This window comes from Butyrivibrio fibrisolvens (genome assembly GCF_023206215.1).
Lineage (GTDB): Bacteria > Bacillota > Clostridia > Lachnospirales > Lachnospiraceae > Butyrivibrio > Butyrivibrio fibrisolvens_C.
The window spans coordinates 16517-40907 of the sequence record NZ_CP065801.1; the positions used below are offsets into that span (position 1 = coordinate 16517).

23 protein-coding genes are annotated in these 24391 nt (G+C 39.5%); 9 read left to right on the plus strand and 14 right to left on the minus strand.

Annotated elements, in window-relative coordinates; all coding sequences use genetic code 11:
• Positions 1 to 201 precede the first annotated feature (201 nt).
• Positions 202 to 417: an HAD family hydrolase gene (locus I7804_RS19000; RefSeq protein WP_282570539.1), complete on the minus strand. Its 216-nt coding sequence runs from the start codon at positions 415 to 417 to the stop codon at positions 202 to 204.
• Positions 417 to 992 carry an HAD hydrolase family protein gene (locus I7804_RS17395; protein ID WP_282570540.1) on the minus strand — a complete coding sequence of 192 codons (576 nt, stop codon included), beginning with the start codon at positions 990 to 992 and terminating at the stop codon, positions 417 to 419. The genes I7804_RS19000 and I7804_RS17395 overlap by 1 nt, the downstream gene beginning before the upstream one ends.
• 232 nt (positions 993 to 1224) lie before the next feature.
• Here I7804_RS17395 and I7804_RS17400 point away from each other — a divergent pair, with 232 nt between their 5' ends.
• The gene (locus I7804_RS17400) at positions 1225 to 2028 is read left to right on the plus strand and encodes a DeoR/GlpR family DNA-binding transcription regulator (RefSeq protein ID WP_248406109.1); all 804 of its coding nucleotides are present in this window, start codon (positions 1225 to 1227) and stop codon (positions 2026 to 2028) included.
• A gap of 120 nt (positions 2029 to 2148) precedes the next feature.
• Here the strand turns inward: I7804_RS17400 and I7804_RS17405 are convergent, their stop codons facing one another.
• From I7804_RS17405 to I7804_RS17440, 8 genes are all read right to left on the minus strand, one after another.
• Positions 2149 to 3138, minus strand: coding sequence for a guanosine polyphosphate pyrophosphohydrolase (locus I7804_RS17405; RefSeq protein ID WP_027217119.1), 990 nt, complete (start codon positions 3136 to 3138; stop codon positions 2149 to 2151).
• Between the two features lie 110 nt (positions 3139 to 3248).
• Complete coding sequence (locus I7804_RS17410) at positions 3249 to 5150, minus strand: NAD(+) synthase (RefSeq protein ID WP_248406135.1); 1902 nt, start codon at positions 5148 to 5150, stop codon at positions 3249 to 3251.
• A 172-nt stretch (positions 5151 to 5322) separates the two neighbouring features.
• Positions 5323 to 6150: a sugar ABC transporter permease gene (locus tag I7804_RS17415; RefSeq protein ID WP_027203912.1), complete on the minus strand. Its 828-nt coding sequence runs from the start codon at positions 6148 to 6150 to the stop codon at positions 5323 to 5325.
• Entirely contained in the window at positions 6147 to 6797 is a 651-nt protein-coding gene (locus I7804_RS17420; protein WP_248406136.1) for a carbohydrate ABC transporter permease, read from the minus strand. Before I7804_RS17420 ends, I7804_RS17415 begins: the two co-directional genes overlap by 4 nt.
• A 41-nt stretch (positions 6798 to 6838) precedes the next feature.
• On the minus strand, positions 6839 to 7432 hold the full coding sequence (locus tag I7804_RS17425) for a hypothetical protein (RefSeq protein WP_248406137.1): 594 nt from the start codon (positions 7430 to 7432) through the stop codon (positions 6839 to 6841).
• Between the two features lie 11 nt (positions 7433 to 7443).
• The gene (locus I7804_RS17430) at positions 7444 to 8892 is read right to left on the minus strand and encodes a sugar ABC transporter substrate-binding protein (RefSeq protein WP_248406138.1); all 1449 of its coding nucleotides are present in this window, start codon (positions 8890 to 8892) and stop codon (positions 7444 to 7446) included.
• Positions 8889 to 10571 carry a glycoside hydrolase family 13 protein gene (locus I7804_RS17435; protein ID WP_248406139.1) on the minus strand — a complete coding sequence of 561 codons (1683 nt, stop codon included), beginning with the start codon at positions 10569 to 10571 and terminating at the stop codon, positions 8889 to 8891. The genes I7804_RS17430 and I7804_RS17435 overlap by 4 nt, the downstream gene beginning before the upstream one ends.
• A gap of 108 nt (positions 10572 to 10679) precedes the next feature.
• Positions 10680 to 11444, minus strand: coding sequence for a hypothetical protein (locus I7804_RS17440; RefSeq protein ID WP_248406140.1), 765 nt, complete (start codon positions 11442 to 11444; stop codon positions 10680 to 10682).
• A 530-nt stretch (positions 11445 to 11974) separates the two neighbouring features.
• On the opposite strand from I7804_RS17440, the gene I7804_RS17445 reads away from it, so the two are divergent.
• The 3 genes from I7804_RS17445 to I7804_RS17455 all read left to right on the plus strand — a co-directional run bounded on the left by I7804_RS17445 (position 11975) and on the right by I7804_RS17455 (position 13809).
• Positions 11975 to 12124, plus strand: a complete 150-nt coding sequence (locus I7804_RS17445) for a LacI family DNA-binding transcriptional regulator (RefSeq protein WP_248406141.1) — start codon at positions 11975 to 11977, stop codon at positions 12122 to 12124.
• Positions 12109 to 12921 (plus strand): hypothetical protein, encoded by an 813-nt coding sequence (locus tag I7804_RS17450; protein WP_248406142.1) that lies wholly within the window; start codon positions 12109 to 12111, stop codon positions 12919 to 12921. The genes I7804_RS17445 and I7804_RS17450 overlap by 16 nt, the downstream gene beginning before the upstream one ends.
• A gap of 276 nt (positions 12922 to 13197) precedes the next feature.
• The gene (locus tag I7804_RS17455) at positions 13198 to 13809 is read left to right on the plus strand and encodes a hypothetical protein (protein ID WP_022755181.1); all 612 of its coding nucleotides are present in this window, start codon (positions 13198 to 13200) and stop codon (positions 13807 to 13809) included.
• 209 nt (positions 13810 to 14018) lie between these two features.
• On the opposite strand, the gene I7804_RS17460 is transcribed toward I7804_RS17455, so the two are convergent.
• From I7804_RS17460 to I7804_RS17470, 3 genes are all read right to left on the minus strand, one after another.
• Complete coding sequence (locus I7804_RS17460) at positions 14019 to 16049, minus strand: HelD family protein (RefSeq protein ID WP_248406143.1); 2031 nt, start codon at positions 16047 to 16049, stop codon at positions 14019 to 14021.
• Between the two features lie 5 nt (positions 16050 to 16054).
• Complete coding sequence (locus I7804_RS17465; protein WP_248406144.1) at positions 16055 to 16570, minus strand: NUDIX hydrolase; 516 nt, start codon at positions 16568 to 16570, stop codon at positions 16055 to 16057.
• Between the two features lie 193 nt (positions 16571 to 16763).
• Positions 16764 to 17222, minus strand: a complete 459-nt coding sequence (locus I7804_RS17470) for a hypothetical protein (RefSeq protein WP_248406145.1) — start codon at positions 17220 to 17222, stop codon at positions 16764 to 16766.
• Positions 17223 to 17437: 215 nt separating this feature from the next.
• Here I7804_RS17470 and I7804_RS17475 point away from each other — a divergent pair, with 215 nt between their 5' ends.
• On the plus strand, positions 17438 to 20647 hold the full coding sequence (locus I7804_RS17475) for a fructose-specific PTS transporter subunit EIIC (RefSeq protein WP_248406146.1): 3210 nt from the start codon (positions 17438 to 17440) through the stop codon (positions 20645 to 20647).
• Here the strand turns inward: I7804_RS17475 and I7804_RS17480 are convergent.
• Positions 20619 to 21116, minus strand: coding sequence for a helix-turn-helix domain-containing protein (locus I7804_RS17480; protein WP_022755185.1), 498 nt, complete (start codon positions 21114 to 21116; stop codon positions 20619 to 20621). The genes I7804_RS17475 and I7804_RS17480 overlap by 29 nt on opposite strands.
• Positions 21117 to 21521: 405 nt before the next feature.
• Here I7804_RS17480 and I7804_RS17485 point away from each other — a divergent pair, with 405 nt between their 5' ends.
• The 4 genes from I7804_RS17485 (at position 21522) to I7804_RS17500 (ending at position 24381) form a co-directional block, all read left to right on the plus strand.
• Positions 21522 to 22064, plus strand: a complete 543-nt coding sequence (locus I7804_RS17485; protein WP_022755186.1) for a TetR/AcrR family transcriptional regulator — start codon at positions 21522 to 21524, stop codon at positions 22062 to 22064.
• 54 nt (positions 22065 to 22118) lie between these two features.
• Entirely contained in the window at positions 22119 to 22964 is an 846-nt protein-coding gene (locus tag I7804_RS17490; protein ID WP_248406147.1) for an SDR family oxidoreductase, read from the plus strand.
• Between the two features lie 97 nt (positions 22965 to 23061).
• A complete protein-coding gene (locus I7804_RS17495; protein ID WP_248406148.1) occupies positions 23062 to 23856 on the plus strand; it encodes a DUF1295 domain-containing protein in 795 nt (264 codons plus the stop codon).
• Between the two features lie 3 nt (positions 23857 to 23859).
• Positions 23860 to 24381, plus strand: coding sequence for a hypothetical protein (locus tag I7804_RS17500; RefSeq protein WP_092045846.1), 522 nt, complete (start codon positions 23860 to 23862; stop codon positions 24379 to 24381).
• The last annotated feature ends 10 nt before the right edge of the window (positions 24382 to 24391 follow it).

Sequence of the window (24391 nt, forward strand, 5' to 3'; positions counted from 1 at the left end):
GCAACTCCTGTCCTTTTCGCTAATCTCAGAAAACAAGTCAGAAGATGAACTGATATCCGGCCTAAGGAACAACCAATATCAATTTATTATCCTTTCCCATCCATGCAAAGACTTTGGGGATGCCGGCCCGTCCAAGTGGGAAGTTTTAGTACTTTTAATTTTATATTCATTACGCTCCGCTCGGATAACGCTGAAAATTTTTTAACAAGTAACAGGTGTGTAGAGGCCTAATTTCTCACAGGCATTATATATTCCATTTTTATCTACATCATCTGTTACATAGTCAGCCAGTTCTTTTAATTCAGGTATTGCATTGCCCATTGCTACTTTGGTCCAATCATCTTTAAACATTGAAATATCATTTCCTGAATCGCCAAATACTACTGCATCTTTGTAATCTGCACCAAAATAATCCATTACCTTTTTATTCCAACAGATTTATATGAAGGTTCAACAAACAAGTAATTTTCATGAAATCTATACCAAGGAAGATTTTTCAAAGATTTAAGTGTTTTCTCTTCTTCTATACTGCATGCCACATATGCCTTATAAATATTCTCATAATCCTCGGGATCAAGCCCTTCTACAATTCTTTGTTTCATGTAAATATCATGTGCGACTTTCTGAAAGCGGTCATCCGGAACAGTTCTTGTAGCAGAATTATCTATCTGTATTCCCCAAGGAAATCCCTTTTCCTGGCATTCTCTAATTAGTGCCACTATCTCCTTTTTAGGAAGAGGTTTAATACCAATAAGAGAGTTGTTGATTGTTACACCGTAGCCACCATCACTAACCATATTTTCAAAGCCAAGGTCTTTCATTGTATCTATTGCAAGAGCTTGTGCTCTTCCAGTAGCAATACATAGAAAGTGTCCTGCTTTTTTTAGCTTATCTATCGCCAATTTAGCTGAATCCGGTATATAGAAATTTTCATAGCCGCCTGCAGCAAGGGTTCCGTCGATATCAAAAAACAAGTATTTTTTCTTACTCATAAAATATTCCTTTCAATAATCAATTGAAGTATATAGATAATACCACGCAAATAAACACAGTATAATGTTTTTTGATGTTTATTTTTGGCGTTTATATGGTATATTATTGTTAGATTAAACATTTATCAGAAATGTGGGTTAAGTTTGAAAATGTTTTATTTTATTTTCAAACCCAAATTGAAAACGAAAGTTTCATAAATTTGAACCATTAGTCACTCGTTTTTCTCACGACATGAGGTTATCTATGAATAACAAAAATGAACTTACAGGCATAACACGAAGAGCCCAGATCTATGAATTATTAAAAGAAACATTAACAGTAAATGTCAAAGAATTAGCTGCCAGATATGGAGTGTCCGATATGACTATAAGAAGAGACCTTCATATCATGGAAGACCAGGGAATACTAATCTCGCATTATGGGGGAGCTACACTCCGCCACCCTTCTTCCTCGGTATATGATTTCGATATTCGAAAAGAAAAGTTCTACTCTGCCAAGGTTGCTATTGCTCGCCGTGCTTGTGAACATATAAAAGAAAATGATGTGATCTACCTGGATCAAAGTACAACAGTTCTACTCATGACTCGTTTTCTTCCGGCATTACATCATACAGTAGTGACAAGTTCTCTATCTGTAATGCATGAATGCGCCCACAATCCATATGTGAATCTGTACATTGCTCCAGGTAAATATAATGAAACCACCGGCGGTGCTATGGATATTGATACCATGACATACTTATCAACATTTCATTTTAATACAGCATTTTTGGGAACAGGATTCATAGATACCAAATATGGAGTTACAAGTACAGAAATGGACAGCTCTATCAAGCAGCTCATCATGAAGAATTCTGAGAATAACATCCTTTTAGTCGACCATTCCAAATTTGGAAAACATGTTATGAAAAAATTTGGGAATATCAGAGATTTTAATACTATTATTACTGATTCGGGCATTTCTGCAAACGATGAGAAAAAAATTTTAAGTGAAAATGTCACACTTAATATATGTGATATAAAAAGTGGAATTTAACTTCCACTTTTACATCTCTATCACACTTTACATAAAAAATCATCCAGTCAGGATCAATTGTAGAAAAATATTTTTCTCATTTTCAAAAATAGTCGTTTACTATGAGCCACCATGGCACGATCAATACTTGACATCATTTTGAAAACGAGACAAGTGTTCGAAAGGAAGAATAAGCCGCCCTCTATAAAGGCCGCAGCCATCGTTGATAAGACTATTATTCACTGCGCTGAACATATTTACATCTACCTTTGACAGATCCAACTGTTGCAAAAGCATCCCTCTTTCATATGCCTCATCAAAATATATATTTTCTCCAAGCGGTATTGCATTCCTGCGGCTTCGCTCTTTTTCCTGCCGCTTCTCATATCCAAGATGGTTTGCAGGGCCTATCTCTGCATTATCATCCATCTTTTTTGTTCTTAACTGCACCTCCACGAAGCTTCTTGATTCATTATCATATAAGGTAATATGAAGCGACTGATATCCATAGGCCCCGGGATTTTCAATATAATCCTTAAAGTATGGTCTTACTGATTCACTAAGTCTTCCTGATTCAAGCTTTGCTCCCCCTGTTGAGATCTCAACGCTAAATCCCCGCCTTTCAAGAAAATCCGGAAGCATATCAGATATCTCATAAAGATACTTTATCTCTGCTTCTTCTCTTTCATTTTTATCTGCAACATGACATCTTGGCATAGACACGACAATTCTATACGCTATCAGATCCCTGAAATGATCTATACTGTTTTTTATCTCAGATGGACCTGGGTAACTTTTGCTATCTTTGTATTTTTCATAAACTATTTTCAAAATATAAGCATTAAACTTTTCTTCTGCACGAATAAGTGACTTGATCCTTCCCTTAAAAGTAAATGCCAGAAACGGATATTCATCTGTCATGTACTTATACAATTCCCTGATACGCTGCGACTGTGATGTAAGAAAGTCATTATGTATGAGGAGTTCTTCCATTCTCAGAAGAAAGTTACTATGAAAAAGATCTACCGTATTCCCTGTTTCGATAGATGATTCTTTTAGTGCTTCCGAGTACTTTTGTATTATTCTAAGAACTGTATCCCCACTATAAAGATAATCATTCAAAGTTACCATATCCACCTCCGCAAAAAGGCAGGCAAAGACGCTCAACAAAAGCGCCTTTGCCTTCATAGATAATAATAACATATTATTTTGACTTTTATCTTATACTATAAGTATTATTGCTAAATTTGTTCAAGCCATGTATTTACACACGCGTCAGACGGCATTCTTAAATCGCCTCTTGGAGATACTGCAACAGATCCAACTTTCGGGCCATCCGGAAGACAGCTGCGCTTAAACTGCTGCGAGAAGAATCTCTTATAAAAAGTCTTCTCCCATTTAAGGATAACATCTTCTGTGTACACATCAGCAAAAGCCAGTTTTGCAAGCCTGTATATCTTGGAAGGACTTTGGGATAGTCTTAGCATATGATAAAGGAAAAAGTCATGAAGCTCATATGGACCTACCAGATCCTCAGTTTTCTGCATGATCTTATCACCGTCCGGAGGCAACAATTCAGGTGATACAGGTGTATCTAAAATATCATATAGCGTCTTTTTAAGATCTAAGTTATCTGACGTATCAGCATAGTACTTCACAAGATAGCGCACCAAAGTCTTTGGAATAGAACAGTTCACCGCATACATCGACATGTGATCGCCGTTATAAGTTGCCCATCCAAGTGCTAGTTCTGATAGATCACCGGTTCCTATCACTATTCCATTTTCCTTATTGGCAATATCCATAAGTATCTGGGTTCTTTCTCTTGCCTGGCTGTTCTCATAAGTAACATCATGAACATTTTCATCCTGACCTATATCATCAAAATGCTGTCTTACCGCCTTACTGATATTCACGTCTTTAAATGAAGCTCCGATCTGCCTGATGAGCATTACTGCATTATCATATGTTCTGTCTGTAGTTCCAAAACCAGGCATAGTCACAGCAATTATACCGATGCGTTCAAGATCAAGATAATCAAAAGCCTTTGCTGTTACTAAAAGAGCCAGTGTAGAATCAAGACCGCCTGATATACCGATAACTACCTTCTTACAGCCTATATGCTCTATCCTTTTCCTAAGTCCCATCGCCTGTATAGTAAGGATCTCGTTACATCTGTATTCCCGTTCCTGTTCTATGGAAGGCACAAATGGGTTTGGATCTATATATCTTGATAGCCTGGTCTCTTCAATATTTAGCGTGAATTCGATCTTGGTATATTGACTGCTGCAATCAGGTTCAAATGTTGTCATCCGTCTTCTTTCAGATTCGATATACTCAAGGTCAATATCTGATATGGTCATGTTCTTTATAAATCGCTCAGACTCCGCTAAAATAGTCCCGTTTTCGGCTATCAGATTGTGGCCTGAAAAAACAACATCCTGAGTGGATTCTCCCGGGCCTGCAGATGCATACAGATAAGCGCATACAAGCCTTGCAGACTGAGCACTTACAAGGCTCCTTCTATATCTTCCCTTACCTATTATCTCATTGGAAGCTGACAGGTTGACTATTACTGTAGCACCGGCTTTACAGTGCTTTATACTCGGGCTTTCCGGAACCCACAAATCTTCACAAAGCTCGGATGAGACCCTAAGAGATGGCATCTGCCTGCACTCAAATATAATATCTGTGCATGCTCTTACTTCCATCTCGCCTATCCTTATCATGGTATTTAAGTCTCTTCCTGAGTGAAAGTGTCTTGTCTCATAGAACTCGTTATAACCCGGCAGATAGGTCTTTGGTACAATTCCAAGGATCTGTCCATTACATATAGCTGCAGCTACGTTGTATAGCTTTCCTTCTATAACAAGCGGTAATCCTACAAAGATAAGAGCGTCAGCGCCCTGACTGTGCTTTACTATTTTTTGAAGTCCTTCCAATGCTCTTTGCAATAACTGATTTTGGAAAAAAAGATCCTGGCAGCTGTATCCTGTTATGCAAAGCTCCGGGAATACCAGTAGCTTAACCTTTTTTGCCAGAGCTTCATCTATGCAATTACATATTTCTTTAGTATTAAACTCCACATCTGCAACTCTTACCATAGGAGTAATAGTAGCAACTTTCAAATAACCGTCCTGCATTATTTGTTCCTCATTTCTTTTTCTTTTCAAAATACAAAAAAAGCAAAGTGCGCAAACTATCTGTAAGCGCCTTTGCTTTAGCTATATGATATCACACTTTTATGAATATTGTTTTTAAATGTAATTGGAGTTTAAAGTCCCGATTCCTCACAGGCATTAAAATGGAACCACCTTACTGTTTGACTGCTCCGTCGGACACTCCGGCCACCAAAAATCTTGATAGTGCAAAGTACAGGATCACGATAGGTACTGCGATGAATATGGCACCTGCCGCAAATCTTGAAAACTCCGTTTCGCCAAGATGTGTAAGTCCTACAGCTACAGTCCACAAGTCCCTGTTCTTAAGGAGCATGTTAGGAAGTATGAAATCGCTCCAAGGCCATGCAAAAGAAGTAAGCGCTGTATATACAAGGATTGGTTTGGACAAAGGCAGCGTTACCTTAAAGAATATAGTCGGATTGGAAGCTCCATCTATTGTTGCAGCTTCATATATTGATGTACTGATCGTATCAAAATATCCTTTTTGGACCAGATATCCCATAGGTGCACCTGCTGAGTAGATCAGTATAAGGCTCCACAGATTATTGATCATATTGAAATTGATCATGATAAGGTATACTGCTGTCATCCCCATAAAGCTTGGGAACATGCTAAGTACCAGAGTTGTCTTCATAAGAGGCTTTCTCATTTTGAATTTGAATCTGCTCATGGTATAAGCAGTAAGTATCACAAGCACTGTAGAAAGTATGCATGAGCAGGCAGAAACAAAAAGAGTATTCCTAAGCCATGCCGGATAATCATACATTGCAGTATCATTAAAAAGCTTATAATAGGTTCCTGTACTAAAGCTCTTTGGGAAAAATCCATCATAATCGTATATTGACCCTGTTGCAGAAAAGGATGCCATTACAAGCCAAAGTACGGGGAAAAAGAATATGAAGGAAACGAGTATGAGAATGATGTATGTAATAACCACTTCAGATATTCTTTCTTTTCTCATCTGAATGTATCCTCCTTCTTAAATGCTGATGAATTAACATAAGTTGACAGCGATATCACTGATGTGATCACGAATATGATAAGGCTCACCGCAGCTCCTATTCCATAGTAATTATTATCAATTGAAAGATTATACAGCCAGTTGATAAGAAGATCTGTATCGCTGGCAAGGAAATAATCGTCAAGATAAAGGCCACCTCTAAGGAAATAGAACACACCGAAGTTATTAAAGTTGCCTACAAATCCTGTTATAAGCGTAGGAGTTGTTGAGAAGACAACAAATGGAAGTGTCAGTTTTGTGAACTGTTTCCATCTTCCTGCTCCGTCAAGGCTTGCTGCTTCATACAGTTCATTGTTCATATTAGAAAGGATTCCTGTTGCAAGCAGCATCGATGTGGGTACAGATATCCATGCATTTACAAGAAGGCCTATAAGCCTTGCCTTATTGCCGGCATCGATATCAAGAAAGCCAATGCTGCTCCCGCCAAGAGCCTTAATATAATAGTTGATAGGGCCGCCATAAGAGAACATGAATTTAAAACCAAGAAGGGTTATAAATCCGGGAACTGCATAAGCGATAATTGGAAATGCCCGCCAGAAGGTCTTTCCTTTGACACATCTCTTATTAAGAAGCAGCGCAAGAAACAAACCGCAAAAATAATTGATGACTGTAGCACAGACTGCCCAGACTATATTCCAGCTAAGAATCCTAAAAATGTCTCTTTGATGCCGGACATAGCGAAAATCTGCTTGAAATTATCAAATCCTACCCAGTCGATAAGCTTTGGCGGTACAATATTGCCGCCGTAGTTGGTAAAGGCTATGAGGATCATAAAGACAATTGGAAGAACATTGAATATAAGCACACCGACTACAGGAGCAAAAAGAGCTACAACATAGAATTTTTTGTCCACAAACGATTCCACCGACTTAAGAAAACCAGGCGCTCTCCTGCCGCTTTCTGCTAGCTTTTGAATATTTTTTATATCTCTGATATTGCAAAGATAAAAAATGATAACTGCTCCAAGTATCATGAATGAAAGGATGCCCTTCAACATCATAATAATTGAATCATCGCCCTTGGTCCCAAGCCAAGGATCACCCTCGATGGTTCCGAGGGTGAAGAGTCCTGTCATGTCAGAGATTCCCTGAGTAAAAAGATATATAAGATATATTGCCAGAATGCCCATATACAGTATTCCTTTGATCCTCTGACCATATAGAAACTGGCCAAGTCCCATCACTACATAAGAGCATTTGGTTTTTAGATTACTGTGTTTCATGCCGGCACCTCTTAATTAGCAAGAGTATAGATTGCGTCATAGATGCTTTGGTCAGCTTTGTCAAGGGCATCCTGTATTGCCGATGTATCTTCGTATTTGACAGTTTCTCCTTTGGACTGTCTGAAAGCATCCTTGGCAACATCGCTCAGAAGAGTCTGCATCGGGTCCCAGATCTGATCGACTGCTTTGACAGAAGGCATGAGATATATATGTCCTTCATTTAGGCTCTCAAATATCATACCTGTCACACCGCCTATTTCATCTGCTACGTCTCCCCTTGTAGGAGCTATTCCAAGGATCTGTGCTCTCTTTGTGATCATCTCATAGCTAGTAGCGAAGTTAACGAATTCTATGCAGGCATCGCGATGCTCTGTATAAGCACTGATGCCATATCCATTCACGCCGCCCATTACGATCGTGTCTGTATCTGCTGTACCGGATTCAAGATCACCGTCAGATGGCATCTTGCCGGGGAGCTCGACCATACCAAGGTTCTCGGTGGCCTTCTTGTCAGCCTCTTCTTCGCTCAAGCCTTCGCCTGTATATACTTCTTGTAACCTGTCATAGAAAAGGACGTAAGTGTCAGGGGTTGAGATTGAGCAAAAATATGATCCATCAGCAACCTTAGAATATCTGCTCTGCTTGATGGAATCGTCAAGGCACTCTTCGCTCATGATCCCGGCAAACTGTCTCATAGCCGCTATACCATTGGCTGTATCCCCGGCTGCAAAGCCGATATCTTCTGAGTTAAAGCTTCCATCTTCGTTTTGACCAAATACATATCCGCCATATGAGAATATGAACTCAGCCATCATATAAAGGTCATTGCAAGGCGCAACAAGACCGAATTTCTCGCCATTAGATGACTCATAAAGCTCTTTGGAATATGAATATAAGGAGCTCCAGTTTTCGAAGAAATCAGGAGTACCGCTTCCATCACTATCCCATGTACTCTCCCAATCTTCCGGCAGAAGATCTTTCCTGTAAAAGAGCATCGGCTCCTGAACATTAACCGGTACTCCGCAGGTGTACTTCTGACCGTCAACAGTTACGGAAAATGCATCCCAGGCTTCCTGCGGTATCTGGTCTGCGCATTCAAAATCCTCTTTGTTTATCGCCATGAGATGTTTGTCTTCTGCATAGGCCATAAGCTTATCGTTGGCCTGGTACAAAACATCAGGGCCATAGCCATAAGGGCCGTTTTCTGCAAGATTACTGTATTCTTCCATATTGGCATCAACTGCCTGAATGCCCTTGTCTTTATAGGCTTCATTAAAGGCATTTAAAAGTTCATCAAGATAGCCTTCTGATTTGGCCGTATCATTTTCGAGGATTCTGAGAGTGATAGTCTCTCCGCCTTCACCTGTCCCTGTCTGTGTCTCTTGACTTTTGCCACAGGCGCAGGTTCCAAGGGTCATAACTGTTGTCAATACAGTAGCAGTAACTTTCTGATATTTCATAATATTTCTCCTCCATCTGCAAATAGCCTGAAACTCCCGGGGGCTATCTGTAATTCGTTATAAGTACCTACCTCATCTGTCTGATTTATATAAAGCTCGGCATCTGCTCTTTGGCCATGTCTTTTCAAAATCAGTACCCTTCCATCTTGTGAAGCATTTACCAATGTACCTTCAAAAGAGAATTCACATTTTTTTCTAATTAGGGATAACTTACTAAGCAATAATACTGCCTTATTGTCCTTATTAAGAGCTGTCTCCCAGTCCATACATCTGCGGCAATCCGGATCATATCCTCCCATGGTATAGCACTCCGTACCGTAGAATATGGATGGAGCACCGGGGAAAAGATATAAAAGGCAGAGTGCAGCATAGAGTTTGTCCTTATCTCCCTTGACCTCATTTAAAAATCTGTCGGTATCGTGACTGTCCAAAAGGTTCAGCATCATATCATTAACTGTATCGGTATTTCGCATAAGTATGTCATTAAGCTTTTGTGCCGTCTTCGTGGCATCCAGTTTATTATATGCGAAATAGTCAAGGCATGCCTTGGTAAAAGCGTAATTCATGATGCTGTCATACTGATCGCCTCTAAGGTAAACCGATGCGTCGTGCCAGTTCTCCCCGATTATGGCTGCATCTTTTTTGACAGATTTAATCGCTTTTCGGAATTTCCTCCAAAAATCGTGGCTGATCTCATCAGATACGTCAAGCCTCCAGCCGTCAATATCGTACTCCTGTATGTAGTATAGGGCTATTGCGATAAGATAGTCCTGCACTGCCGGGTTGGAGGTATTCCATTTGGGCATATAATCGCAACCAGCAAAGACTTCATAATTTAGAGGATTCTTACAGGGTCTGTCACCGCGGATCACAAAGTAATCAAAATATTCAGAGTCTTTGCCTTTCTTGATGACATCCTGAAACAACTCGTTTTTTTCACTTACATGATTAAAAACCGCATCCAGAACTATTCGCATGTTACGCTTATGAAGCTGTTCCACAAGGTCCTTAAAATCTTCCTTGCTACCAAAGTGCTCATCTATATCATAGTAATCAACTATGTCGTATTTGTGATTGGAAGGCGATCTGAATATGGGCGTAAGATAAAGGGCATCGCAGCCTATACTTTTGATATAGTCAAGTTTTGAAATGATCCCTTTAATATCTCCTCCTGCAAAACTCTTTGGAGTTGGCTTATCTCCCCACTTAAGGTTGATATAGCTCTTATCTTTGTTATCATCTCCTATACAGAATCTGTCTATGAATATCTGATAGAAGCAGCTATTACATAGCCATTCAACCTTATGATGGATGTCAGCTTCGTTTATATACGGATACTGGGAAAAATTGTAATATCCCTTACTAAAATCATAATCAAGTGAAGCGCCGTCTTCTGAAAAGTAGTAATAATTCTCTCCGTCATTTAGATAAAAAACATACGCAAGCCTTGTATCATCAAGCTTTAAGCGAATAGAATAGTAATCATATATCCTGCCGGTACCTATTTTGGTCATTGGCTTTTTGTATCGGCTTTCTGCAATCTTGTACTTGCTCTCGTATATTATATAAGCATCCTTGATATCATCAGCTGCTGTTCTGAGCCTTATAACAATTTCATTGTCTGATACAGGAAAACAATATGCAGAATCTGTAATGTGCTGTAATGCTAATTGATTCATACCTAACCTCATGTTGCGCGCAAAGTAAGCCACTAATAGTTCAAAATGATGGGCTCGCAATATCAATTTGGGTTTGAAAATGAAACATTTTCAAAGTTGGATTCCTGATCAGTTTGCCCCTACCGGGTCAGAATTTCTTACAATAGTAAGCGTGTCCTGAGCCTGATTGTCAGGATTGGTTGTAAGAGTGATGGTGTAGTTGCCGTCTTCTTTAACCTGTACATTAGCTTTGTCAACTGAGTCTGCAAGGCCGCCTGCATTCTCCATCTGAGTATCATCAATCTGTGTGAACTTGCCGTAGCCTTTTTGACCATCCCATGACCAGTCAGGAATGATCTGGAACTGATCGCCTTCATAAAGATCTATTGTAAGTGAGAATTCATTAACTGCATTACCTGTAGGAACAAGCTCAAACTGGGCCTTGTCTTCATCACTAAGGTCTGCAGCCCAGTTGTTAAGTGCAAGTGATCCTGTCTTGGAAGTTCCTGCAATGTACCAGTGACGTGTATCTTCAGATACTTCTGCAGCTCTGAAATCTCCATAAAGAGTTGTATCCTTGGTAAAAGAATCTGTTTTAAGATCCTTCTTGCTGGATTCAAGATATGAAGGTGTCTCATACCATCCGTTAAATTCACCTGACTCTGCTGTCTCAAATGCTTCATATGAAGACTTATCAAGAACTTCTCCGACGTTAGCTGTTGCTGTTCCGATAGTCTCGTCCTGATTCATAAATGTTACTGTTATCGTCTCTGCAGTACTTGCAGCGCTACCGGCCTGACTGGAAGTATCTCCGCATCCTGTCAGCAATCCTGCTGTAAGAACTACTCCTGTTAAAAGAGCTGCGACTTTAGATAATACGTTATTCTTTTTCATATTTGCCTCCCTTGTTTGTATCATGTGATTTTTGCGCCGATCGTGACTTAAGTTGATCGATGTTTAAGTTGATCGTTTCTTAAATCGATCGGTGCTTAAGTTGATCGTTGTTTAAGTTGATCGTTGCTTAAATTGATCGGTGCTTAAATTGATCGGTGCTTAAGTTGATCGGTGTTTAAATTGATCAGTGCTTAAATTGATCAGCGCGTTTTGTTAACCTTGTTAACTTAACTGTTAAATTATAAATATCACTTTTGCCCAAACTTGTCAATATGGCATATTTTTGGTATTATTGGGTTAACTTGTTAACTTAACTAATGCAATCTAAAGGAAGAGCACCAGTTTGAAAGTATTCCACTTTTAAACCCAAATTGATGACGCGAGCTCCATCAATTTGAACCATCACTCGTTTCACTCGCGACGTGAGGTTAAGTTTGAAAGTGTTCCACTTTCAAACCCAAATTGGTGTCGCGAGCTCCACCAATTTGAACCATTAGTCACTCGTTTCACTCGCGACATGAGGTTAAAAAATGGCCAAAGAGAAAAAAGCCACTGTAAGAGACATAGCAAAAAAAGCAGGTGTATCCGTGGCTACTGTTTCATATGTTTTAAATGATAAAGAGGGAACCAAGATAAGTGACGCCACCAGAAAAAAGTCCTTCAGGTGGCTAATATCCTAAACTACCAGATTCCGGAAAAATATAAAAATAATGACACTACAAAAAGCAGCTATACAATTGGTATCATCTACAGCATCTTGACTGGGATAGAAGTACATCCCTGTACTTCCGGGAATTCCCTTTTACATCCTGTAATGGCAGGAACCCCTTCGCGAAATGCCCAGATCATGCAGCTTATAAATCTTCTTGCAGAACGCTTTGAACGCATGAAGTTTAACTGTGTGCTGCTTCCGCTAGAGCCTGATATCGACAGATACGAACCTGTTCAAGGGCTTGACGGGATCATTGCAATAGATCTTCACGAAAGAGATTTTAAGATCATGTCAGGCAGTTATTTTATCCCTATTATGTGCCTTGACATGATGATCAATGATTTTCTTTTCTACCAGATACATACTGATTTTGAGCAGATTGCAGATAAAGCCGCAGAAATGTTCAAAGAAGACTACTACCTTCTTACAGACAGCTGTTTCAATGAAGGATACAGCACATATATCTCGTCTGTTTTTGGCAAAGACAGAGTTCTGTTTTTTGATAAATTAACAAAAAAAGATCTCTCTTCACTAAAAAGCAAAAAGCTCCTTGTATACGGAGATTATCTTGGGATGATCATCTCCCGCTTTACAAATGACGAAAACGTAGTGGTCATCTCCGGTACGTATGGCAACATGCCTGGTATGGAAGGACTTAGGATCATCCACAATGATCTTGAAAAAAAGGCAAATCTTGCCATGAATATTATGATGAATGCTCTTGAAAAGAAATTCGATGTCAAGCATGAGTATAAAGTGCTTTGACGCCCCAGTGACGAAGTCGATGTATCATTTGATATCAAAACTGATATCTTAATCCAACCTGTAAAAAAGGTATGACCTACTATTAGGCATACCTTTTTAGTTGTGTAGATTACTAAAATATGATATATGTATATTCTTTATATTATCTATTATCCTGCCGATATTTATAGAAAGCGCCTTATCAAATGCAAAAAAATCATTTACTAAAGTTTTCCGCTTACGGATAGTATATAGATCATTGCCATACTTTTTAATCGCTTTTTTAAAGGGGACACTATGACAACAGACCAGATCAAAAAAAATCTTGAAGAAATGATAGCTCACGCAGTATTTCAGGCAGTAAGTGATCCAATAAATGCAGATATGTGGACTGCATTCAGAACAAGTCTCCAGGATGCGGAAAATCAGCTTCAGAGCATGGGAAAGCCAAAGCCCAAAGCTCCCCCAAAAGCTGATCAGCTTACTGCGCGTATGTTCTGTATATGTGTCAAAGTATCAAAAGTTGACCCGCAAAAAAGAGAGTCTCTATATCCCAATGATATGCAGGAACTTATAGGTAAGACTTTCAAGCTTGTCAAAGATTATTGCAAAGAAACTGTGGGCAGAGATCTAAACTGGTGCAAACTAAGCTTCTCTACCGGCCATGGTGATCTTATGATCATGTCCAATGGCGCCGACAAGTGGAATGAGCTTACATTTGGCGCATGGGCTTCTAAGCTTCAGAAATACAGCGTCAACAATAATAAACCCGTAGAGAGCATGTACTTCTATGTAAGATTCGCTCCTGACGAAACCTTTGATACCGACAAAAGCCCCGAAGCTCTAAATAAGTACATGGCTCTGGAGACAGGCTTTGACAGCTGGTTTGATAAAAACACTGATCATTAAACAAGTCATTAAAAAGCAGGCAACCTTCAAAAGGTTACCTGCTTTTTTAGTCGCATTTCTATAGGACATGCCCAGAAATGCATGGATGCATTTTCTATGTCGATTACAGGATGTAATCAAGATATGCCAAAAAATGCATGGATGCATTTCTATGTCGGTTACAGGATGTAACCAAGACATGTCCAGAAATGCATGGATGCATTTCTATGTCATGGGATCAATGGTGTCATCGCTCCGTCAGACAATACCGCGAGCTTACGGGTTGCTCTTGACATAGCTGTATATAAGCGGTGTTTAGAGAGCTTATCATCAGGATAGCGTGACGCATCAGCATCAGGTATCACGACACAGTCAAATTCAAGTCCTGCCGCGTGCGACAATTCTATCAAGATAGCACCTTCCTTAGGAAGCTTCTTATCTCCTGTTATAACCTGAGGCGCATCCTGTCCAAGGATATCTTTTACCGCATTAATGCTCTTCTTGTTCTGACATACTACTGCAAGAAGTCCCTCACTATCTGTATTTGTTCGTATAGTATCAAGAAGGAAATCTCTATACTCTTCACTACTGCAAGCCTTGATAAGAGGCTTGGTTCCTTCTCTTTGGACGCTCTGGGTGTTGATCCTTACTTCTTCCGGAAGAAGTGATGTGAAGAGCTGCGTGATCTCAGGCGATGATCTGTAACTTGTAAGTAGTGATATAGTGTCAGTGCTCTTTTTATCTGTTGAGAAAAGAGACTCCAGTTCCTTAAAGGTTACAGTTCCTGGTCTTATTGCCTGGAATTCATCACCAAGGAGCATGAACTTAGCTCTTGGGAAATACTTCTTAAGGATCATCATCTGAGCCTTAGTATAGTTCTGAACTTCATCCACCATACAATAACGTGCGTTACGATCACACATTCCTGTAAGTGACATCTTAAGATAGAACCATTCTATTGCAGATGGTGTATGGCCTATTAGGCGCTTTGAGATAGCATTGTAATTGAGCCATCCGCAGTTTCTGATTGTCTTTAAGGCTCCGCCAAAATCATTTTCGAGCTGATTCTCTGCAGCCTTCTCTTCTCCTTGCTGCTCCTTATTATCTCTTTTTCTGGAGCGGAATACCTTCCTTGCTCTTGTTTCAAGCTCTGTTGCTACTACCTGCACAAGGCGTACTCCCATAGGGATCGTCTCGTTATATTTCTCAACAACAGATTGGACTTCGGCCTTGGACAATATCAGCTCATCCTTTTGATATACAGGAAGGAAGTCGCCATCATCAGGTACCAATAAAGACAACATATCATCTATTGCTTCAAGGTCCCTGGCGTCTGTTGCAGCCGGGTTCTTGTCTGCCATAGGTATGCTGCAAGAGTCCATAAACTCCTGCCAGGTCAGTGTATTGGGATTGGACTCGCCAAGATCCGGAAGTACACTATCGATATATTCACGAAATACCGGATTTAAAGTGATCATATAGACCTGATCCGGGCGCAGATTCTCTCTTTGTTTGAAGAAAAGGTAAGCTATACGCTGCAGTAGTACTGATGTCTTGCCGGATCCTGCAATACCGGATACTATAAGCGCCGGAACGTCAGGATGCCTTATGACAGCATTCTGCTCTTTCTGAATAGTTGCACTTATAGACTGCATCTTGTCTGAGCGCTGTTTTGAAAGTGATCTGAGAAGAAGCGGATCCTCTATTGCGACTTGTGTGTCAAAATATGAATTAAGCTTATCTCTATCAAGATCGAACTGGCGGCGAAGCTGAAGATCAACATCTATCCTGTTGCCATTTACCTCATAAAACGTATGTCCGTTCTCCTGATTATAATAAACTTCAGCTATAGGGCTTCTCCAGTCTACAACAATAGGAGTTGCTCCGTTTTCTGACATCTCAACGTTGCCAATATAATAGCTTTCCGGCTCTTCTGAAGGGTCGAACTGAAGCGTTATCTTGGCAAAATAAGGTGCTTTTAACAGTGACTCAATACGTGTCTTCTTGTTACGAAGCGCTTCACTTTGTACGTTATAGGTATCTATATATCTATTCCATACTTCCAGCTCTCCGTATGTCTCTGCCTTTGTTTCATCATCGGCAAAATCAAGTCTTATATTGTCTCTAATGTCATTTTTTTCTTCTGTAGCCTGACTATCAAGTTTTCTGATATCTTCATCCAGCTCCTCGCTTATCTTAAGGAGCTTATTATATGTAGTTGTTAAATGTTCCTGTTCCTGTTTTAAAATATTATCTTCCAAACATCCTACCTCAATTTTTTATATCTGTTCCATGCAATGATCGCTCCTGCAAATCTGAACTCGCCGCTATCCATCATCTTATCTACTTCGTCAATACTAAGGAGTCTGTGCTCTATCACTTCCAGCGGTTCAAGATTCCTTTTTTCTTTGTTATGACAATGCGCAGCAAAAAGATGTACTATCTCATCTGAGTAACCGGGAGACGGATATATATCGCCAAGATATATAAGCTCATCCGCTATATAACCCGTTTCTTCGTATAACTCGCGTCTGGCGGCTTCTTCCTTAGAATCGCCCTCATCCATAGCCCCTCCGGGGAATTCAAGATCCCAGTCTTTAATGGGATAACGGTACTGTCTTAGTACACAGACCTTATCTCCATCTATAATTGGGAGCACATGTACTCCGGCTTTCATGGAAACATAAGAATATGGACCTGTCTTTCCATTTCTTTCAAGATGGTCCATATGAATCTTAAAGCGCCCTATTTCGGTTATATTAGAATCGATTACTTTGTACATTTTAATGCTATGTCCTATTGAAGTTTTTAAGCATGCCGGCATAATAGCTGCCAGGATCATTGCCCGAGATTTCATTATGCCGATTTAGAAAAGCCATGTCAACAAATTCATATTCGCTTCCTAAAAAGCACTGATAAATGAATTACAACATATTATAACGCTTACTTCTACATACGAGCAAAGTGCCCTACGCCTACCTCATAATATCAAATAATGAAACCTGCTCAAATGGTGAATTCTCATCAAAAGTCATATCATCATCAAGATCCGGATCCTGGTCCTCATCTTCTGTGCTTATCTCATTCTTCGTACCCATCTCATCCTCTGACCTATATCTATTATCTAAAACAGTGTTATCTAAAACTTCCTTAGTTTCTGGATATATGTCATTATTATCGTCAGATTCTTCATCCTCAATAGTATTATTTTGGGCAGAAGAATCAATTACTTTGACATTACTAGGTGGCTGTGCTCCTACGAGTACTTTTTTGACTCCCCATGAATTGCAGTAATGAAGCTCTTTAAGCATAGTCCTTATCTTCTCTATAGACGCCGGAGCTATATCTTCAAGATCAACATATAATATTCCGTTAGTATCATGCGCTCTAAAACCTTTAGTAGTAAGGATCTCAATAACCTGATTTTTATCCATAGACTCCTCCTTGCATAGACCTCTTTTCTCCTCCTATATTTTATCACTTTTTCGTGTACAATATTGCAATTGTGCTGAATTTTAATGAGCTGTTTGCCGATATACTATTGTGACTAATTGGTCAAGACTTATAAGGTGTTACTTCTTGAACATTATGTTCAAGGATTTATGATCTTGATGCGATCAATCATTATATGTAACTTATGGAGAAGATAATGAACCCGGACAAAGCTCATAAAAGCGATCTATCCAGAGTTATCATATTGGATATCATATTGATAGTGGCTTTTGCTTCCTGCATCCTCATTACTACTCTTATGTATGATAATGAGTCTGAGAAAGCTGCGCAAAAATATATTAATTCCAATGCCAGTTCACTTGAACACAATCTCGAGATATTAGATTTCGAGAATTGGGATCTTATAATAAGGGATTTCATAGACTATTACAACATGGATGTAATCGTGACCGATCCAAACGGTGACATTACATATATCTTCGCTCGCGGAGCCATGGATTCTGAGAATTCTATATACAAGACCCTTGAGATAGGTTCTACCGGGTACACTCTTATTGTCAGCGCAATTCCTTCTGATGTGACCATAATCGACAACAATACTGTATCAGTATCTCTTAATATACTTCTTGTCAATGCGTTCATAGTAATAATCCTGATCGTAACTTCTTTTATCCAGTCTTATAGAAATCAGATCGTAAGGATGGCTACAACTGACGAATTAACAGGCCTTTCTAACAGAAAATCATTTATAGAGCGTTACAACGAGATGAACCAGAAAGGTAAGCTCGAAGATGCAGTCATATTCATGATCGATGTTGATAAGTTCAAGGGCATAAATGACAATAATGGTCATGCTTCCGGTGATACTGCCCTGAAATATATAGGTCTTAAGTTAAAAGAGCTTGAAGGTTCCAATATTATAGCCGGAAGGTGGGGCGGCGATGAGTTTATAGGTATCATCAAGTCTCAAAGCGGTGATTCAGTCCAAAAGGCTAAAAGAATCCTTACAGACCTTATGAAAGATGTGAATAAAGCCCAGATAATTGAAGGGATAACTCTTTCTCTTAGTATTGGTATGGCCAGTATCATTGACAGTAGCGATATTACCAAGAATATGGAAAGAGCAGACGCAGCTTTGTATGCATCCAAAAATAACGGCAGAGGTATACTGACTGATTATAACGATCTTGCGGATAATGAAACGGATGTTTTAAGATCAGATACTTCCGGAAGTGCTGATGTTCTTTCGAACACTTCTAGTAAAGTATCTGATAGCCCTAAGAAGAGTTTTGATATTTCAAAATCTACTGCTTCAGGTAAAAAAGCATCCGGAAATGCTGATAACTTCCTGGACATCCACTACGAGGACGTATCTATCGCCCATTCAGATGCAAATATCTATGAGCAGGTCCTTGGCGGAATCGTAGATGGTGTCAATCATATGATTCCATTTGCTGTTGGCGGCGGCATTTTAATTGCTTTTGCCTTCCTTACAGATGCTGCAAGTATTGACATCAGCACTCTTGACGCAAGCCAGCTTAGCAGCTTTGGTTCTATAACAGAGTTTGCAGCTTCTTTCAAGACATTGGGAGATATGACTTTTAATTTCATGTTCACTGTGTTCTCCGCATTCCTTGCGATGTATCTGGGCGGATATGAAGCTTTTGTCGCAGGTTTCATGGGCGGATATATTGCATATGTAGGTAATGCCGGTTTTATGGGGGCATTTCTTGCAGGAATAGCTGCAGGATACAGCGTCAAGCTTATGAAGAACTTTGTCAAAGAATTGCCTTCATCATTTAATGCCTTCTCTGCTATTATCATATATCCGGTGCTAAGTCTTCTTTTGATAAGCTTTTTGATGTACTTTATGGTCATTCCGACTGCAAATATCTTTAATTCTGCACTTACAGAAATGCTTGGCGCTATTGCAAGACTTGGCAAACTTCCGCTAAGCATTGTAGGCGGTCTTATGATGGGCTGCGACATGGGCGGACCTGTCAACAAGGCTGCGTATTACTTTGGAACCACTGCTATTATGAACAAAGAATATGACGTCATGGCTTTTATCATGGCGGCAGGTATGACTCCGCCTTGCGGTATCGCACTTTCTACGATTCTTTTTGCCAACAGGTTCTCAGAGTCCGAACGCCGAAGAAGCGGCGTTACACTTATCATGGGACTTGCCTTTATCACAGAAGGTGCCATCACCTATCTTCTATCAGATATCGTAAGGGTCATGTTCTCCTGTATGATAGGCGCAAGCGTGTCTGCAACACTGTCTGAGCTCTTTGGCTGTACTCTTATGGCTCCTCATGGTGGTATTTTTGTTTTTCTTATAGTTGGCAAACCTGTTCTTTACTTCTTTTCTATCATGATCGGAAGCCTTGTAACTGCTGTTATCCTTGGTTTTATCAAAAAGATTAAAGATATGAATATCAAAAACATACTTAAGATTCCAAGCATATTTACTATGATATTGTCACTGCTTCTTCTTACGGGATGCAGAAATAATAATACCACTGATCTAAATACTTCTTCTGAAGATGACCATTATACCTTCGCATATACCTGCATGGATGGAAGCAATCCTTATTTTGCCACTATACTTGAAGAGATCACTACTCTTGTCGAAGCAAGAGGTGACAGCCTCATCGTGTATGATGGTGAAAATGATATATCCAAACAGCAGTCACAGCTTGAAGATATGGCCTTTATGGACATCGACGGCGTATTTCTCAATCCTGTAGATTCTGAAAAGGTAATAGTTCCTCTTAAGAAGATAAAAGAAGCTTATATACCTGTTGTATGTTTTGATGCACAAGTAGAAGATGTCTCCTATATCGACAGCTATATTGGTTCTGATAATTATAATGCAGGAAAAGTTGTTGGCGATGACCTTGTAAGAAGATGCCCGGATGGTGGTTCTATCATAATCCTCGATGCTCCGTCTACAAGATCTGCCAGAGACAGAGTTGACGGTTTTATAAGCGCTATCATGGGGCATGACTTTGATATATTCTCAATATATGATTGCAGCGGTGATGAAGAAAAAGCTTATGAGAATACCAAAAAGCTTCTGAATATAAAAAGTGATATTACAGCTATCTTCGCAGAAAACGATCCTACGGCACTTGGTGCTTTAAAAGCTGTAAATGAGCTGGGAATAAAGGACTGCTGTATCTACGGCGTAGATGGATCGCCCTTAATAAAGCAGGAACTTATCAAAGAAGATTCTCCTGTCAAAGGAACAGGGGCTCAGTCTCCGGTATCTATAGCACAAAAGGCTGTTGAAGTCATGTACAGCATTCTCGATGGAGAAACTGTAGAAAAAACCTATACTATAGATACCTATCTTATATCAACTGAGAATATCATTAATTTTGACGTGAAGAACTGGCAGTAATATTGCCCTTGGCGATCATCTCTTCAACCCAGAGGCGCAGTGACTCTACAGATGCAGAGATCTTGGAGAGCTGCTCCTGAATATTATGGAAGTCTTCAAGCTCATCATCGCCGATCTTGCCATCAGCTGTGATCTCAATAAGGCGTTCCTTCTCACGATTCATATTGTTGAGAGATGCAAGCATCTCTAACACGATCTGTGAAAGCTCTTTTTTAGGAATAGCAGGTACATACTGCTGTCCTATAGGGCATTCGTGTGAACAGAAATAGTTATTAATAGAAGGATTTTTATAATACTTGGCCATCATCAGTACTTCGTCCGGATGTGGCAAAGATTTCTCATTTTCGATTTTCTCAAGACGATCTGCAGAAATGCCTGTGAGCTCTGCAGCATCCTCTCTTGTAAGATCAAGTGACTCTCTACTTATCATATAAAGGTTCTTATTTGGTCTTACTGATTTCTTACCCATAGTCGTTTTTCTCCCAATTTAAATATAAACGAGTCAGCGCACCAGCTGAGGATTTCATAAGGCAATGATTTATAGTAAACGACTAAAAAAGTCACATACTGCCTTCTTATTTTTAGTGACAGCAAACCCGTATTTTTTTATCAGAAATAATAATAGCATAAAACTCTTGTAATGTGGAAACTATATAGTCAAGCCGCAAAAAATTACAGTTTTTGCAGACTTTCTGCTTGGGTAGTGCAGTATCATCAAAGGCTTTGATGATACTGCACCGTTCAAGTGGGAAATTAGAGAGGTTTTATTTCTTGAATCTATCCTCAGAAAAACTGATATCTGCGATTTACAAACTCATAATCCGGTGTTATTATGAACATGTTCATAATAACTGTTAAAAAAGGAGATTAGTTTATGCCCAAGATCATTATGCATCTTAAGGAGCAGATAATAATGCAGGCAGAAAAGCTCTTAGTGCAGGAAGGCCCTGAAAAGATCAGTATCAGAGGTGTCGCAAAGGCCTGCGGAATTGCCGTTGGTACCATATATAACTACTATCCTACCAAAGATGCACTTATTGCAGATCTCATCCTGCATAGATGGTCCAGATCCAAGGATGGTATGTACAGATCTCTTGATGGCGCATCAGACCTGATGTCCGGACTTGATATCATATATGAAGGTATTAGGCAGTTCACCAAGACCAACCAGAACATATGGCGCGCAACCGCTGTTTCTAAGCAGTTCTCATCATCTTATCCGCAGCATCATAAGAAGCTTTCAGAAGAGTTGTCATCTCTTATCTCCTATCTTCTTATTAAATTCCCGAACGAAAGAGACAGGTTGTATCTCAAATTCGGGCAGGAGGGTCTGGAAGCTTTTATCTCTGAGAATATCCTTCTGTGTTATTCCAACAAGGATATAGACATAAGATTACTAAAAATAGCATTAATGTGATACGAATCATCTTCTGTCACATCACATCATAAATATATTTATAGGAGGCTTATCATGAAAATAGTATTAGCAGGTGCATATGGCCATCTGGGAGGAGACATTCTGAAGGCTCTTGAATCCATGGGGCATGATATTATAGCTCTTGACTTAAACGAAAGGCCAATTGAGTTTACAGGTAATGGAAGCGTATCATTCAAGCGCTGTGACGTAACCAAAGCGGATATGTTATCCGGAGTTTTAAGTGGCGCAGATATGATCATATCAACTGTCGGTCTTACCAAAGCATCCAAAGATGTAAGCTGCTACAGTATCGACTTAAAAGGAAATATTAACCTTCTTGAAGAAGCTAAAAGTGCCGGCATTAAGAAGTTCATCTATATCTCGGTGATCCATGCCGACGAACATCCGGAGATTCCTCTTCTTGACGCCAAAGCTAAGTTTGAAAAAGCACTCAAAGAAAGTGGCCTTGAATACATTATCTACAGACCTACCGGTTATTTCTATGATATTGTCCATGTTCTTAAGCCAATGGTAGAAAAGGGCGCTATAAATCTTCTATCAGGAAAGCCTGGCGTAGCTAATGTAATTGCAACAGAGGATTTTGCTGACTATATAGCAAGTCATCTTGATGAAAAGAACACTACGATCTCCATAGGCGGAACTGAAACCTATAATTATGATGAGATTGCCAGGATGTGTTTCGAAGCTGCCGGCAAGCCTTGTGTTATAAAAAGAGCGCCTTCTTTTATCTTCGATATTCTTATATTTATCAATAAGATAAAAAAGACAGGAAAAGCAGACATAATCAAATTCAGTAAATTCACTCTTACAGGTAATCTAGTGGGGGATGTAAAGTATGGAAAGCAGAGCTTTTCAGAGTATATAAAAAAATCATTTTAAACTCTATGCCACCGATAAAACATGTAGTTAACAGCTCAAAAATATCATAATTTATTAAAACAGTCCGAGTTCTATATAACACTAGGGAGGAATCATCATGAATATTCAGGGATTATTAATTCTTTTTTCAATCTCGCTTGTATTCTGCAGCGTAGGTTTTTATAAATTTGTTTACTTTATGTCTGTTGGATACGGACTATCTGTCGCAGCTATAGGTACTACCCTTCTAATATACTATAACGATAAGTCTACTACAGCTACTATACTCGCTTGCCTTATAATGATGATCTATGGTATACGTCTTGCGGGTTTTCTTGTGTATAGGGAATTAAAAAACGGCGCATACAAGAAGGTTCTAAGTGATGCAACGCCTCATTCCAAGTCAATGCCCCTTCCTGCCAAAATTGGCATGTGGATCGGTATGGCTTTGTTATATGTCCTTCAGACTTCTCCGCTGTTTTTCAGAATAGACAACATGACAGGCGACAATTTATTTATCTACGCAGGCTGCGCTATTTCAGTTTTTGGTATATTATTTGAATCTCTTGCAGATATTCAGAAAAGTGCCCAGAAAAAAGTTCGAATGGATATGGTTGCAACCAAAGGTCTTTACAAGATCGTAAGATGTCCTAACTATCTGGGCGAGATCATTTTCTGGACAGGAGTATTCGTAGAAGGAATAACTGCTTATGACAGTGTATTTGAATTTATCTTTGCAGCTATCGGATATATCCTGATCCTGTATGTAATGGTTGATAGTGCAAAGAGGCTTGAATCCAAGCAGAACAAGAATTACGGAGACAAGGAAGAATACAGAGAATATGCTGATCATACACCTATACTTTTTCCATTTATTCCGCTCTATCATCTGGCAAAATCAGAAAGGTCGTAGTCTATGATTCACAACGACAAAGCTTCTTCATATTCATATGATAAATATAAGGATTTCACCCTGTCTCTGGCAATTGTTGACGCAGTACCGGTGATACTATTCTCAATCACATGTGCTGTCATCGGTTCTATTTTTAATAATATACTCTTTAGTCTGGGTGCGATACTGACTATCCTGGGAGGTATGTGCAAGGTCTTATGGAAGGTGCTCCTTGCAACCATTCACAAAGATGTTCGATTTTTGAACAGGCCTCTATTTATAGTTCTGATGCCTGCAGGTTTTGCCTTAATGCTTATTTCATTTGTCATTAAGGGGCAAGGCACTGATTGGAATAATATATCATCTGCTATTTTTTCGTTTCCTGCAGTAATATTCTTTGCCCTGGGAATTCTTGGGCTATGCGCCATGACTATTTTTTTCAAAAAGCATGACAAAACTGATGTTAAGAACAACTGGACCGAGCAGCTTACTAACTGCTTTGCCCAGGCTATGATCCTTGTAGGAGTTATAATAGCCTGCTACTAAGGATTGGGAG